13 protein-coding genes are annotated in these 14,426 nt (G+C 62.5%); 5 read left to right on the forward strand and 8 right to left on the reverse strand.

Annotation, left to right across the window (positions count from 1 at the left end; translation table 11 throughout):
• Window positions 1-80 precede the first annotated feature (80 nt).
• A complete protein-coding gene (locus F0P96_RS00925) occupies window positions 81-2,633 on the forward strand; it encodes a DUF5916 domain-containing protein (RefSeq protein WP_151076871.1) in 2,553 nt (850 codons plus the stop codon).
• 170 nt (window positions 2,634-2,803) lie between these two features.
• On the opposite strand, the gene F0P96_RS00930 is transcribed toward F0P96_RS00925, so the two are convergent.
• The 3 genes from F0P96_RS00930 to F0P96_RS00940 all read right to left on the reverse strand — a co-directional run bounded on the left by F0P96_RS00930 (window position 2,804) and on the right by F0P96_RS00940 (window position 5,851).
• Entirely contained in the window at window positions 2,804-3,190 is a 387-nt protein-coding gene (locus F0P96_RS00930; protein WP_151077608.1) for a DUF3037 domain-containing protein, read from the reverse strand.
• On the reverse strand, window positions 3,168-3,959 hold the full coding sequence (locus F0P96_RS00935; RefSeq protein ID WP_151076872.1) for a HipA family kinase: 792 nt from the start codon (window positions 3,957-3,959) through the stop codon (window positions 3,168-3,170). Before F0P96_RS00935 ends, F0P96_RS00930 begins: the two co-directional genes overlap by 23 nt.
• A 155-nt stretch (window positions 3,960-4,114) precedes the next feature.
• Entirely contained in the window at window positions 4,115-5,851 is a 1,737-nt protein-coding gene (locus F0P96_RS00940; RefSeq protein WP_151076873.1) for a transaldolase, read from the reverse strand.
• A 204-nt stretch (window positions 5,852-6,055) separates the two neighbouring features.
• On the opposite strand from F0P96_RS00940, the gene F0P96_RS00945 reads away from it, so the two are divergent.
• Window positions 6,056-6,562, forward strand: coding sequence for a cupin domain-containing protein (locus F0P96_RS00945; RefSeq protein ID WP_151076874.1), 507 nt, complete (start codon window positions 6,056-6,058; stop codon window positions 6,560-6,562).
• Here F0P96_RS00945 and F0P96_RS00950 read toward each other — a convergent pair.
• The 3 genes from F0P96_RS00950 to fbaA all read right to left on the reverse strand — a co-directional run bounded on the left by F0P96_RS00950 (window position 6,559) and on the right by fbaA (window position 9,376).
• Window positions 6,559-7,104, reverse strand: a complete 546-nt coding sequence (locus F0P96_RS00950) for a TetR/AcrR family transcriptional regulator (RefSeq protein ID WP_151076875.1) — start codon at window positions 7,102-7,104, stop codon at window positions 6,559-6,561. The two genes, F0P96_RS00945 and F0P96_RS00950, sit on opposite strands and share 4 nt — an antisense overlap.
• A 206-nt stretch (window positions 7,105-7,310) precedes the next feature.
• A complete protein-coding gene (gene pfkA, locus F0P96_RS00955) occupies window positions 7,311-8,282 on the reverse strand; it encodes a 6-phosphofructokinase (protein WP_151076876.1) in 972 nt (323 codons plus the stop codon).
• An 8-nt stretch (window positions 8,283-8,290) separates the two neighbouring features.
• A complete protein-coding gene (gene fbaA / locus F0P96_RS00960; RefSeq protein ID WP_151076877.1) occupies window positions 8,291-9,376 on the reverse strand; it encodes a class II fructose-bisphosphate aldolase in 1,086 nt (361 codons plus the stop codon).
• 471 nt (window positions 9,377-9,847) lie between these two features.
• On the opposite strand from fbaA, the gene F0P96_RS00965 reads away from it, so the two are divergent.
• Both F0P96_RS00965 and msrA read left to right on the forward strand, forming a co-directional pair.
• Window positions 9,848-10,882 carry a LacI family DNA-binding transcriptional regulator gene (locus F0P96_RS00965; protein WP_160620060.1) on the forward strand — a complete coding sequence of 345 codons (1,035 nt, stop codon included), beginning with the start codon at window positions 9,848-9,850 and terminating at the stop codon, window positions 10,880-10,882.
• Between the two features lie 148 nt (window positions 10,883-11,030).
• A complete protein-coding gene (msrA, locus tag F0P96_RS00970; protein ID WP_151076879.1) occupies window positions 11,031-11,696 on the forward strand; it encodes a peptide-methionine (S)-S-oxide reductase MsrA in 666 nt (221 codons plus the stop codon).
• Between the two features lie 98 nt (window positions 11,697-11,794).
• Here the strand turns inward: msrA and F0P96_RS00975 are convergent, their stop codons facing one another.
• A complete protein-coding gene (locus F0P96_RS00975; RefSeq protein WP_151076880.1) occupies window positions 11,795-12,628 on the reverse strand; it encodes a molybdopterin-dependent oxidoreductase in 834 nt (277 codons plus the stop codon).
• Window positions 12,629-12,631: 3 nt separating this feature from the next.
• A complete protein-coding gene (locus F0P96_RS00980) occupies window positions 12,632-13,339 on the reverse strand; it encodes a cytochrome b/b6 domain-containing protein (protein WP_151076881.1) in 708 nt (235 codons plus the stop codon).
• Between the two features lie 460 nt (window positions 13,340-13,799).
• On the opposite strand from F0P96_RS00980, the gene F0P96_RS00985 reads away from it, so the two are divergent.
• Window positions 13,800-14,261: a DUF2141 domain-containing protein gene (locus F0P96_RS00985; protein ID WP_235917335.1), complete on the forward strand. Its 462-nt coding sequence runs from the start codon at window positions 13,800-13,802 to the stop codon at window positions 14,259-14,261.
• Window positions 14,262-14,426: the final 165 nt, after the last annotated feature.

The raw sequence follows: 14,426 nt of genomic DNA on the forward strand, positions 1-14,426 counted from the left end.
GCTTTGCCTGCTCGGTTTGCTGCCCGCCCCGGTTTTTCGGCTCGGTTCTTCTGCTCCGCTTTCCGCTCCCTTTCTGCGCTATGAAAACCACGCTTACGCTTCGTTTGGTCGGCTTGCTACTGGGTTTCGGCCTGGCCCTGCCGCAAGCCCATGCCCAAACACCCGCTACACCCACCGCGGCTACTGCGGCCACGCAGCGCCAGTTGCAAGCCCTGCGCACCGGCGAGGCCATCAAGCTCGACGGCGTGCTCGACGAACCCGTCTGGCAGCAGGCCCAAGTGGCTTCCGACTTCATCCAGAACCGCCCCAAGCCGGGCCCGCACGAGCGCCACAAAACCGAGGTGCGCGTGCTCTACGATGACGCCGCGCTCTACGTGGGTGCCATCATGCACGACGTGAGCCTCGACTCCATTCCCAAGGAACTGACCGCCCGCGACAACTCCGGCAACAGCGACTTTTTCGGTATTTTCCTCGATACCTACCACGACAAGCTCAACGGCTACGGCTTCATTGTGACGACGGGCGGCGTGCAGATGGACGCCCGCTACTCGCCCGCCGGCGGCGAAGACTTCAACTGGAACGCCGTGTGGGACTCGCGCACCTCGCTGCAAGGCACCGATTGGGTGGCCGAAATGCGCATTCCGTATTCGGCCATCCGTTTCGGCACGGCCGACGTGCAGGAGTGGGGCTTGCAGTTTATGCGCCAGCGGCGGCGCGAAAACCAGGGCTTCTTTTGGAACGATGTGAAGCCCGAAGTCAACGGGTTTGTGAACCAATGGGGCCTGCTCACCGGCCTGCAAGGACTGAAGCCGCCCTTGCGCCTCTCGCTCACGCCCTACGTATCGGGCTACGTGAACCACAACCCGCTGAGTCCCGACGGCGCGCGCCGCACGACGACGAGCTTCAACGGGGGCGCGGACGTGAAGTGGGGCATCAACGAGAGCTTCACGCTCGACGCGACGCTGGTGCCCGATTTCGGGCAGGTGCAGAGCGACAACCAGGTGCTGAATTTGTCGCCCTTCGAGGTGCAGTTTGCCGAAAACCGCCAGTTCTTCACCGAGGGCACCGAGCTGTTCAGCAAGGGCAACTTGTTTTACACCCGCCGCGTGGGTGCCCAGCCCATCGGCTACGGCAGCGTGTCGGCGGGACGGGGCGAGAAAATACTGCGTAACCCGGCCGAAACGCGCCTGCTGAACGCCACCAAGATTTCGGGCCGCACCAACAAAGGTTTGGGCGTGGGCCTCTTCAACGCGCTGAGCAACGACGTGTACGCCACGCTGCAGGACAGCGCCACCGGCGCCAAGCGCGACGTACTGACGCAGCCGTTCAGCAACTACAGCATTGCGGTGCTCGACCAGAGCCTGAAAAACAACTCCTACGTCTCGCTCATCAATACCAACGTCACGCGCTGGGGCCGCACCTACGACGCCAACGTCACCGGCGGCCTGTTCCGCTTCAACGACAAGAAAAACGCCTACGCCCTCGACGGCAGCGTGGTGTATTCGCGCCGCCGCGGCACCGTATTCGGCTCCGACACCACTCGAATTGACGACCCGAACGGCTTCAAGTACACCGTTGGGCTGGGCAAAATCAGCGGCAAAATTACCTGGGGCCTCAACCACCGCATCGAGTCGGACCACTACAACCCCAACGACTTGGGCATCCTGTTCGGCAACAACAACATCACGCAGTCGTTCGACGCGGGCTACCACCTCTACAAGCCGTTCTGGAAAGTCAACAACCTGCACGTGTTCGGGCAAGTCACGCACTCGTTGCTGTACCGCCCCACGCGCTACCAGAGCGTCGATTACTACCTCGGCGCCAACACCACCTTCACCAAAAGCTTCCTGCAGCTGGGCTTCGATTTCAACGTGGACCCGGCCAACAACGACTTCTACGAGCCGCGCCAGTACCCGCTGGGCCAGTATTGGGTGCGCGTGCCGGGCAGCACCAGCCTGGTGTTTTTCATCAACATGGACCCGCGCAAGAAATTCCAGCTGAACTGGAACGTGGGCAGCCGCCAGTACGCCGAAGACGAGCGACTGGACCGTCCGCGCCGCACGCGCTACAGTTTCGGCGCCTACCCGCGCTACCGCGTCAACGACCACCTCACGTTCCGCTACAACATCGATTGGAGCTACGACGGCAACCAGATCGGCTACGTGAACGGCGGGCTGAAGCGCGACGAGCCACTCGACCACGACTTTATGGGGCAGGTCATCCTGGGCCGCCGCAACGTGGCCACGGTATCGAACGTGGCGCAGGTCATCTACACCTTCACCAACCGCATGTCGTTCACGTTTCGGGCGCGGCACTACACCAGCTGCGTGCGCTACCAAGACTTTGCCCGCCTGAAACCGGGCGGGGAAGAAGAGCTGGTAAACTACCAGCGCAACCGCGACAACACGTTCAATGCCTTCAACATCGACGCGGTGTACTCGTGGTGGTTTGCGCCCGGCTCGCAGGTGAGCGTGGTCTGGAAAAATGCTGGCTCCACGTCGTTGCTGGCCAACCAGGCCACCCCGCTCTACTTCGACAACCTCTCGAACACCATCAACACGCCCCACAGCAACTCCGTCTCGGTCAAGCTCATCTACTACCTCGACTACCTCGCCCTGCGCAAAAAGCGGTAAGGGCTTGGGTTGTATGGTTTAGCCAAAGCCTGCCTAATAGGTCGTCATACTGAAGGGGGCGAAGCAACTCTACCGCTTTTCAGGATGGAATCGTACCATCTGAGGGCGCGGTAGAGAGGCTTGACTACGTCGACCTTTGGTTCGGCTGCGCTCAACACGACGCTCTGAGCCTACGCCACCAGTTGCTCAAACAGCCGGTTCAGGGTATCGGCCCCATCCGAGCACAGGCCGGGGTGCACGGGCGAGGTTTGCACCACCGTGCTGCGCGTGGCCGTGAGCCAGCGAAACCGCTCGGCCACGCCCAGCTGCCCGATGGGCCCGCCTTCGCGCCGGCCGCGGCAAATCCGCTCGAACGCCTGCAGCCGCTGCTGAATTTCGGTCAGGTCCAGCTCGTCGCCGGCGAAGGCGCGCAGCCGGGCTTCGGGCACGTGGTAGCGGCACTGCAAAAAGCCCTGCGCCTTGCAGTACACAATGACGCCCACGTTGAGGAATTCCTCCCGCTCCACGCGCGGCACCACGCGCAGCACGGCGTACTCAAACAAGTGCTTGGCGGGCAGCATCGGCTTCCTGAACAAAGGTTTCTGAGGCGCCGAGGCGGTATTCGAGGAACTGCACGTAGGCGGCCCGTTGCGCGTCGGCCGAGAGGTCGGGCTCCGTTAGCCACACGTCGGGCACCAGGGCCACGATGGCGCGCAGCAGCTCGGGCGTGATGCGGGCGCGGCTTTCGGCATCCACCGCCGCCAGCTCGGTGGCTTGCGGCAGCAGCACGTGGTCCTTGATTTGGGGGAAGGAGCGGGGCCGCGGCTCGGCCCAGCCCGCGCCGGCGTGGTGGGCATACAGCGCCGCGCCGTGGTCAATCAGCCACAACTGCTTGTGCCACATGAGCATGTTGGTGTTGCGGGCGGTGCGGTCCACGTTCAGCGTCAGCGCATCGAGCCACACCACCTGCGAGGCCAAGCGGGCGTCCACCGTTGTCACCAGCGCATCGAAGGTGATGGCGCCGGAGAGGTAGTGCAGGGCCAGGTTCAGGCCTGTGCTGAAGCGCAGCAAATCCTGGATTTCCTCATCGGGCTCGGTGCGGCCGAAGGATTCGTCGAGCTCCAGAAACACCAGCTCGGGCACGCGCAAACCCAGCGCCCGGGCCAGCTCGCCCACCACCAGCTCGGCAATCAGCGCCTTCGGGCCCTGGCCCGCGCCGCGGAATTTGACCACGTACAGAAACCCGTCGTCGGCCTCCATCAGGGCCGGAAGGGAACCGCCTTCGCGCAACGGCGTCACGTAGCGCGTCGCGCCGACGGTTCGTAAAGAGAGCGTACTAGCCTGCATAGGGCACGAATACGGGAAAGGAGCGGGCAAAGGACGCCCAAAGTCGCGGTTTATCGGCTGGAGCGGCGATTCGCCGATTTTACGCGAGGACCTGACGCACCGCAGCCCCGGCGCGCGTTCGTGCCGGGGCTGCGGTGGTAGACAGTTACCCTGAATTAGCGCGTCGGCACCAGCGCCAGCAGCGTTTGCAAGCCTTGGGCTGCATCGGCGCCGAGGTGCACCCGCAGGGTGCGGCGGCCGTTGTGGTGCAGGGCTTCCAGGTCGCCCTGGGCCTGGGCGTTTTTCAGCGTGCCGAACGTGTATGAGCGGCCGGGCAAGGGCAAATCGTTCGGGTTGTCGGCTGTGAGCTGCAGAAACAGGCCGGTGTTGGGGCCGCCCTTGTGGTACTGACCGGTGGAGTGCAAAAAGCGCGGGCCGTAGCCAGCCGTGGTGGCAATATGCCGGCTGTTCAGCACCGCCGCCCGAATCTGCTGAATGGCGCCGGTTACGGTGGGCGTTTCGGTCAGGTAAGCCTGTACCGAGAGGTAGTCGCCGGCCTGGGCCTGGCCGAAAAAGTCTTTCACCAGCTCGGCGGCCGAACCCGCCGCCCCGGCGTGGGAGGCGTAGAACGTCAGCCCGTTTTCTGCCAGCGTAGCGGGTTGCTGGGGCAGTTCGCCGTGCTCTTCCACGGCCTTCATCAGCTTGTCGGTAGCCGTTTTGGCCGCTTGCACGTTGGGCTGATCGAAGGGGTTGATGCCGAACACGGCGCTGGCTACGGCTGTGGCCACTTCCCAGCGGAAAAACTCCTGCCCCAAATCCAGCACGTCGTTCATCAGAATGGTGATGATCGGGTGGCCTTTCTCGCGCAGTTGTTTGATGAGTTGCTCGTTGGCCGCGTCGGATTGGCCTTTGTAACCCACGTATACAAACACGCGGTCCAGGCCGTAGTCGGCCGAGGCCAGCGGCTCGTCGGCAATGGGCAAGATGCCAAGGCCTTCTTTGCCGGTGCTTTCGGCCACCAGCTGCTCCATCCAGAGGCCGAGGCTGCTGAGTGACGGGGGCACGAGCAGGGTGAGCTTGTCGTGGCCAGCCTGGGCCAGCACGCCAAGGGCCACGCCGAGGGCTTCGCCGGGGTTGTTTTCGGCGGGGCCGTTGGCGCCGCAGGCGCGCATCATGTGCAGGGCGCGGGTCAGGATTTCGCGCACGTCGAGGCCGTAGAGGGCGGCGGGCACGAGGCCAAAGTAGGTGAGGGCCGAAAAGCGGCCGCCCACTTCGGGAAAGTTCAGGAACACCCGGCGGTAGCCCAGCTTCTCGGCCGTGGCCACGAAGGGCGTACCGGGGTCGGTGATGCCGATGAAGTTTTCGCCGGCCCGCTCGCCCTTGATTTCCTTCAGGCGGGCGTAGAAATAGTCGCCAAACGCCAGCGGCTCGGCCGTGGTGCCCGATTTGCTGGCCACGATGAACAGCGTGTGGGCCAGCGGCACCGCCTGTTCAATCTCCTGAATGGTGCCGGGGTCGGTGGTGTCGAGCACCAGCATGTTCAGCCCGTTCGGGCCCTGTTCGGCCGACTCGCGAAACACAATGGGGGCCATGGTGCTGCCGCCCATGCCCATCACCACCACGTGGCTGAAGCCCGCAGCCTTCACTTCGGCCACAAACTGCTCCAGGTCGGGCACGGCCTGCTGCAGGTCTTCGGCCACGCGCAGCCAGCCCATAAAGCTGCGGATGCTTTGCTGGGCCTGGGCATCCTGGGTCCAAAGCGTGGCATCTTTTTGCCAGAAACGCTCGGTGAAGTTTTGGGTCCCGAAAGCCTGCAATTGGGCATCTACGGCGGCTTGGTAGCTGCCTAGCTCGAAAGTGGCGGTAGGAATATGGGCTGGCGCGGCAGAGGTGCCGGAAAGGGGAGTCGACATGGGCAACGGATGGGTTAAAGCACGAATGAGTTGCGGGGCGCAAAGTAATAAAGGCTGGTTGGTTCGCCGGTATTCCTATTGGCTCTGGCGCGCGTGAGGAGTTGTTGCCAGAAGAAACTACCAGTGCATTAGCGGCTGCCAACGGCTGAATATCCGGTCAATTCATGTGCAGCTGGCAGAATAATTAGCTATTTTCGCCTTCTTATGACCGACGTACAGACCCCCAAACAGCAGCTTTTTGCGCAAACCGAGCAGCAACTGCAAGCGCAGGGCTTCCGCATCGACCGCCAGGACCAGACGCGCCCCTGGGGCGGCTTCTTCGTTATCGATGAAACTCAGGCCCAGTCGTTTGCCGATGCGTACTTCGGAGGGCTTTCGGTTGACGAATTGCGGATTTCGGGCAAGCTCAGCCCCAAGATTCTGCTCGTGGCTCCCGGTCAGCGCCTTTCGTGGCAGTACCACTTCCGCCGGGCCGAAATCTGGCGCGTGGTGCAGGGCCCGGTGGGCGTGGTTACCAGCGACACCGACGAAGAAGGCGAGCTGAAAACTTACCAGCCCGGCGAGCAAATAACGTTGCGCCAGGGCCAGCGGCACCGCCTCGTGGGCCTGCAGGGCTGGGGCGTGCTGGCCGAAATATGGCAGCACACCGACGCCGCCCAGCCTTCCGACGAAGACGATATCGTGCGGGTACAAGACGATTTCGGCCGCTAAAAAGCCTTGCTGGCAACCTGTGAGCCGTATTTGGACTTGATAAATTCCAGTAGCTCGGGCAACTCGTTTGTCCCGTTCGTTGCCAGGTTTTTCCAGAGGGCGTCCACCAGCAGCATCAGCAAGCGGGCTTCCTGGGCCGGCTGCGCGTAGCCGAGCTGCCGGAATGCCACTTCGAGCAGGCCGGGCAAGGGCTGCATAAACCGCTCGTGCTGGGTGCGGGCCACTTCCACGTCGCCGAGACGGGTTTGCAGCTTCCAGAAGGCTGCTTCTTCGCGCACCAGCACCAGCGGCAACTCAATGATGCGGTGAATGAGCTCCAGCGGTGAGTTTTCCAGCAGCCGGCCGCGGTTTTGCTCGATCACGCGCTTGTAGCCGGTCCGGATGACGTAATCGAGCAGCAACTCCTTGCTGCCAAAGTGCTTGAAAATAAGAGCCTCCGATACCTCGGCTTCCTTCGCAATTAGCTGCGTGGGCGTATGCTCGACGCCTTTTTCGGCGAAGAGGTGAAGCGCGACTTGGGCGATGAGCTGTTTGCGAGTCATAAGTGAAAAAGCCAACCCACGGTGCCGACGCGGCGGGGTGCGGGCCGTGGGGCCGCATCACCAAGTGCCACGCCGGAGGCGGTAGCCGCGGGCAAATATATTCAGCCGCCGCGGGCAAGGACCAAAAAAACCGCCCGCCGACCCAATTTGCCGAAAACGGCGGTCTGGGTGGCGGGCGGAAATAGCAGACTGTCGACTGCCGGAGGTTATGTGGACAGGATTTCCATCATCCGCATGAACGATTGATTGATTGGCTTTTTGCGGGTGATGCAGTCGTGGAAGGGGGTGTAGACGAGCTTCCGGTCGACGATGCCGGCCATGACCGAGCGCATGCCGTTGATGAGGCCCTCCACCGCCGCTATGCCGATCTGCGAGGCCAGCAGCCGGTCGGCCGCCGAGGGCGCCCCGCCGCGTTGGATGTGGCCCACAACCGTCACGCGCACGTCGAGTTCGGGAATGGCTTCCTTTACCTGCGTGGCAATATGGGTAGCGTTGCCTTCTTCCTCGCCTTCGGCCACCACCACTAGAAACGACGATTTCTGCCGCTTGCGGCCGATCTGCAGCTGCTCAATCACCGATTCGAGCGACTGTTGCGTTTCGGGCACCAGCACAATTTCGGCCCCGCCGCCGATGGCGCAGGGAATGGCAATGTAGCCCGAGTCGCGGCCCATTACCTCCACAAAAAAGGCGCGGTCGTGGGAGTCGGCCGTGTCGCGGATCTTGTCGATGGCCTCGAGGGCGGTGTTGACGGCCGTGTCGTAGCCGATGGTGTAGTCGGTGCCGAACAAATCGTTGTCGATGGTGCCCGGCGCGCCCACCGTCGGAATGCCAAACTCCCGCTCGAACAGCTCCGCGCCCGTGAACGTGCCGTTGCCGCCGATGGCCACCAAGCCCTCAATCTTATGGTTTACCAGCTGATCGAACGCGGCTTGGCGGCCTTCCTTGGTCTGGAACCGCTGCGAGCGGGCCGACTTAAGAATGGTGCCGCCGCGCTGCACGATGTTGGCCACGGACGTGGTGTCGAGGCGCACGATTTCGCCCTTGATCATGCCCGAATAGCCGCGCATGATGCCGTACACCTCCACGCCGTGGTAGAGCGCGGTGCGCACCACGGCCCGCACACACGCGTTCATGCCCGGCGCGTCGCCGCCGCTGGTAAATACCCCGATTCGTTTCATCTACGCGGTTAGGGGCGGCGGTTTACGCAGTTCAAATCTTCGAAGGCTTGCTTGAGGCGGGCCACAAACACTTCTTCGCCCTTGCGCAGCCATACGCGCGGGTCGTAGTACTTCTTGTTGGGAGAGTCGGGGCCGTTGGGGTTGCCGATCTGGCCCTGCAGGAAGGCCTCGTTGCCCACGTAGTAGTCCTTGATGCCTTCCCAGAACGCCCACTGCAGGTCGGTGTCGATGTTCATCTTGATGGCGCCGTAGCTGATGGCCTCGCGGATTTCCTCCTGCGACGAGCCCGAGCCGCCGTGGAACACAAAGTCGATGGGGAGGGCCTCGGCAATGTTGTTTTTGCGGCGCAGGTACTCCTGCGAGTTGTGCAGGATTTTGGGCTGCAGCTTCACGTTGCCGGGCTTGTACACGCCGTGTACGTTGCCGAACGCAGCCGCAATGGTGAAGCGGTTGCTCACTTCGCTCAGCTGGTCGTAAGCATAAGCTACTTCCTCGGGCTGGGTGTAGAGCTTCGAGGAGTCCACGTCGGAGTTGTCGACGCCGTCTTCTTCGCCGCCGGTCACGCCCAGCTCGATTTCCAGCGTCATGCCAATCTTGCTCATGCGCTCCAGGTAGCGCTTGCAGATTTCGATGTTCTCCTCAATCGGCTCCTCCGACAAGTCGAGCATGTGCGAGCTGTAGAGCGGCTGGCCGAACTGCGCGTAGTGCTTTTCGCCGGCGGCCAGCAGGCCGTCGATCCAGGGCAGGAGCTTCTTGGCGGCGTGGTCGGTGTGCAGCACCACGGGCACGTCGTAGAGCTGGGCCATGAGGTGCACGTGCTGCGCGCCCGAAATGGCGCCGGCAATGCTGGCACGCTGGTCGCCGTTGGGAATCGACTTGCCGGCAAAAAACTGCGCACCGCCGTTCGAAAACTGAATCATGACGGGCGAGTTCACGGCCTTCGCCGTTTCCAGCACACCGTTGACGGTGTTGGTACCGGTCACGTTCACGGCCGGCAGGGCAAAGCCGTTGGCCTTGGCGTATTGAAACAAGGACTGCACTTCGTCGCCGTGCAACACGCCGGCGCGCAATTGGGTGAGGGTTTGTTCAGCCATTTGGAAGAAGATATGGGAGTGGAAAGGTAGGGCGGAACGGAGTGGTATACCAATTCTGCCCGGCAAATTGCCCCGCGCCCCAGCCCGCCAAGCACCCACCGAAATACCGGCAGCTACTTCATGCGGGCTTTGTGGGAGCTGAACGTAACGACGAATGAACGCACCGCGGGCGCGGGTGCGCCCGGTCGGATTCCGCCCGAAAGGTTTCGTTGCCAGGCGGAAAGGCGGCCGGCTCTGGCGCCCTGCGCGGGAATTTTGTCTGGACAGGGTAAATGAAGAAAAGCCGGATGATGGAAGTTGCACCCAGCGGTGCTATTTTGCCGGCTTCGGCGCGCAACGCGCCGCCAGGGCTGGGCTGCGGTGCGCGTGTACCAAGCGGCGGTAGTGGCCCGTTGTGCCCGGGGAAATTGAATTTCGGTACCAGAAGCGAGCATAAAGAAGATGGCAAACCGTCGGGCATCCATAACTGATTTGGCCAAGGCCCTGAACCTGTCGGCCTCCACTATTTCGCGGGCGTTGTCGGACCACGCCGACGTGAGCGAAGCCACCAAGCAGCGGGTGCGGCAACTGGCCGAAGAGCTGCACTACCAGCCCAACCAGCTGGCGGCGGCCCTGCGCCGCGGGCGCAGCAACACGCTGGGCGTGCTCGTGCCGCACATCACCGGGCACTTCTTCCCCGAGGTCGTCAACGGCATTGCTGTGGAAGCCAGCAAGGCCGGCTACAACGTGATGATTTTTCAATCGAACGAGGACGTGCAGCAGGAAAAGAAAAACCTGGAGCTGCTCATGAACGCCCAGGTCGAAGGCATCCTTGTGTCGCTGGCCAACACCACCCAGGATTTCGCCCACTTCGACGCCGTGCGCGGCCAGGGCGTGCCGCTCGTGTTTTTCGACCGCGTGGTGGAAGGCTTCGACGGACCCAACGTGGGCACCGTGGTGCTCGACGACTACCAAGGCGCCTACCAGGTCGTGTCGCACCTCATCGAGCAGGGCTGCTCGCGCATTGCGCACTTCACCGGGCCGCTGCACCTCAACATTCACCGCAACCGCCACCAAGGCTACCTCGACGCGCTGACGGCCCACGGCATGCCCATTGAGCAGGAGCTGATTGCCTTCTGCGAAATGAACCTGAAAGGCGGCAAACAGGCCATGCGCAGCTTGCTGAAACTCCCGGCAGGCCAGCGCCCCGACGCCGTTTTCTCGTCAAATGATTTGGCGGCGGTGGGGGCCATGCAGGTGGCCAAAGAGCGCCGCCTGCGCGTGCCCGACGACGTGGCCATCGTGGGCTTCAGCAACGAGGTCTTCACGTCGCTGACGGAACCCATGCTCTCGTCGGTGGACCAGCGCTGCGAGCGGATGGGCAAAACGGCGGTGCAACTGCTCCAGGGCCTGCTCGATACCCGCAAGCTGCGCGGCTCCCGCCAGATCATGCTCAAGCCTGAGCTGCTGGTGCGCGAGTCGTCGTTGCGGCGCCCGGAGCCCACCAAGCCCCGCAAAAAGCGGTAGTTCAGGTTAAGACAATCTGTTGCGAGACTGATTGCCGTAGGGTGAAAACTGGGAGGCGTCGACGGCGTGGCAGCTTGGGCGCCAGTGAACAAATGGCCGGGCTTCCGGTGTTGTACACGTGCCTTTGGCTTCTACCTTTCTCGCTGACATGACCCACGCAAAATCCTTGTTGCTGACCATACTGGCCGCTTGTGCCTTTGGCTCGATGGCTCAGGCCCAATCGGCCCGCTCCACGGCCGCGGCACCGCCCAAAGACCTGACCGGTCTGGCCGTGGCCACCTTTGCCGGAGGCTGTTTTTGGAGTGTCGAAGAAACGTTTGAAGAGCTGCGCGGCGTGCGGGCGGCCGTGTCGGGCTACGCCGGGGGATCCGTAAAGAGCCCCAGCTACGAGCAGGTATCGGGCGAGGCAACCGGCCACGCCGAAGCCGTGCAGGTGTACTACGACCCGAAACAAATCAGCTACCAGAAGCTGCTGAACGTGTTTTTCCTGGGCGCCCACGACCCCACCACCCTCAACCGCCAAGGCCCCGACGCGGGCCCGCAGTACCGCTCAGTAGCCTTCTACCGCACGCCGCAGGAAAAGCAGCTCATCGAGGCTACCATCAAGCAGGTAAACGCCTCCAAGCACTACGCCCAGCCGGTGGTAACGCAGGTGACGGCCTTCACGCAGTTCTGGCCCGCCGAAGACTACCACCAAGGCTACTACCGCCTGCACCTGCGCGACAACCCGTATTTGCAGCACGTATCGGTGCCCAAAGTGGAGAAGTTTCGCAAGGCTTTTCCCGGCGAGCTGAAAGCCAGCAACGTACTGTAAACCAACTTGTAAACTGTTAATCGACCCGCGGCACCTCTGGGAAGAGGTGCCACGGGTCGTTTGGTGCTGCCTGAAAAGCTGTTTTCGTTGCAGACACCTCAGTGGCCCGAGTCCCAGTCGTAGCCGCGCTCGGCCCAGAAATCGGCGGGGCGCTGGTCGACGAAGGCAATGGTGCCGATGCGCTTGAGGTGCTTGATGCCGTATTTGAGCGGCGTAACGAGGCGCAACGGCGCGCCGTGCTCGGGCGTGAGCGGCTGGCCGTTCATTTCGTAGCAGAGCAAGGTTTGCGGGTGCAAGGCGCTCTGCATATCAAGCCCAACATAATATTGCCGGTCGGGCGTGACCAAACTCACGAACGGCGCCAGGTCGGCCGGCGGGTTATTAGGGTCGGCGGGCTGGCCGGAGCGCGTGGCCAAGGGGTATGTGGCCAGGAAATCGGCGAAACGGGCGCCGCCCCAATGGACCACCGTGCTCCAGCCTTCGATGCATTTGAGCTCGGTTATCATCTCTACCTTCGGCAGAGCCCGAATGTCGGCCAGAGTAAGCTGCCGGGTGCCGGCCGGGCCGAAACCTTGCACGTTCAGGCGCCACGCAGCGGCATCCAGCTCGGTTTTGAGGCCGTATTTCCCATTCACGCGGGGTGCGCGGGCGCGGCCGCGGGCAAACTCCGGTGCGAGGCGGGTGTTGCGAAAGTACGCGGCCGAGAGGCGGCCGTTGGCGTCGAGTACACGCCGCAGCGGAGCCGGTACCCCGTCCTCGTCGGGCCGGGTGACGAGCCAGCCCCAGCCGCCGAGGCCGAGCAGCGCGGCCCCGCCGGCCAGCAGAAACGAGCGGCGCGAACGGCGCCGGATTTCCTGCTGCAGCGCGTCCGGCGCAGGAGCCTGGGAAGTTGGTTCGCGGGGAAGCGAGTCGGGCGAAGAAGACGCTGGCATGGCTTAGGCAGGGTCGGTGGTTGCAGAAGGAGGGAGGCCAGCGGGCGTGGTGGAATCGGGCGTGTCCACCACCTCGAAGCCGGCCACCATAGACCGGAAATTGTTCCAGCCGGCGCGCACGACTTGGGCAATGTGCACCAGAAAAAACAGCACGTAGCCGACGGTAAGGGCGAAATGCTCGATGCGGGCCCACTCGTAGCCGCCCAGGGCCGTGGTCAGCCAGGCCAGTTGCGTGGGCTTGTAAATGGCCAGGCCGGTGAGCAACGAGCCCGCGCCCATCAGCACCACAGCGGTGTAGGCAATCTGCTGGGCGCCGTTGAATTTTTGCTTGGGCAGTGGCGCTTTCCGAATACCAAGGTCGTGCAGCACGGTTTGCCAGGCGCTGGCGAAGCTGCGGCGGTTGGGTAGCAGTTCGCGCCACTCGCCCGAAACGGCCGTGTAGAGCACGTACAGCAGGCCGTTGAGGGCAAATACCCACATCAGCACGAAGTGCCACGCCATGCCTTGGGCCAGCTTGTGGTCGATGTGGAAAGCCTCGTAAAACGACTGCGGGAAGAACTTAAACAGCGTGGTGCGGCCCCAGCCGATGCGGTAAACATCGTTGGCCCAGTAAATCCACATGCCGCTCCAGATCATGAGGGCCAGCACCGGAAAATTGACCCAGTGAAACCAGCGAATGGCCAGCGGGTGCTTTTCAACGAGTTTTTTCATGAGCAGAAGCCGTGTCTGGTGCTTTAAGCGGCAAGAACGCAGAAAGTTGCGGTCAACTTTTGGAGCAGCTTTCGGAAGGCGGCGGAAGCCGCATGCTGCGCGCGTTTCAGGCCAGCAGTGGTGGTGTCTTTAGGGCGCACCAACCGGGCTTCTCTCCGCTGCCGCGCCGATCAGGTAGCAAAGGGAGTCACTATGAAAAATAATTACCCCATTGAATACCATCGGAAGAACTGGTAGGATAGACAAACTTCCAAGGGTGGAGCAGCTGGGTAGTAGGCTTCAGGAGAGGTGGTTGGCAGAAATTCGGCCTTCGGAAGTGCTAGCCGCAACCTCCCGGCAACGGCCCAACGCCCATGAGCCGCGGGCCGCTGCCGACCACGGAAACCGATACCGGCAGCCCGGCGTAAAATTATTTTCCGGATATTGGTGTTGGCCCGGAACACCCTTTATTCTCAGCGCTATGCCTATGCCTGCCTTCCCGAAAGCTCTCGTTGCGGCTGCCTGCAGCCTATTGTGTGTAGCTGCCACCCCGGCTGGCTCGGGTCAGCCCACCGCTACGTCGCCGGTCATGGTCGTCGTGTCGGATCTGGCCTCCACTACTTCGGTGGTGAAGCTGTACTTCTACAACATCCGCGAGAATTTCCTGAAGCCGGGCCATTACACCATGCTCAAGCGCGTGAACCCCGACGGCCAGAGCAAGCTGGTGCTGCCCGTAAATCTTGAGCCCGGCGAATGGGCCGTGGCCATTACGCAGGACGTCAACAACAACGACAAGCTCGACAAGAACATGGTGGGCATTCCCACCGAGCCCTACGGCTTCTCCAACAACTTCCGCCCCCGCCTCGCCGCGCCCGACTTCGACGACTGCAAGTTCACCGTTGAAGGGCCGGGCAAGGTCGTTACCATCAACTTAGTGAAATAAGGTAAAGCCAAGACCTGCCGCCCTGCGGAAAATTGCAAAGCCGCGCCGTTGCCTCGTCAACGGCGCGGCTTTCTTATGGCCGAAACGCTAGCTTTTATTGCAGAACTTGTAAAAAAGCGACGAAAAACGCCGGAAAAAAATGCCGGAAGTTGCATATGTGTAACA

Origin of the sequence: Hymenobacter busanensis, assembly GCF_008727865.1 — a bacterium.
GTDB classification, from domain to species: domain Bacteria; phylum Bacteroidota; class Bacteroidia; order Cytophagales; family Hymenobacteraceae; genus Solirubrum; species Solirubrum busanense.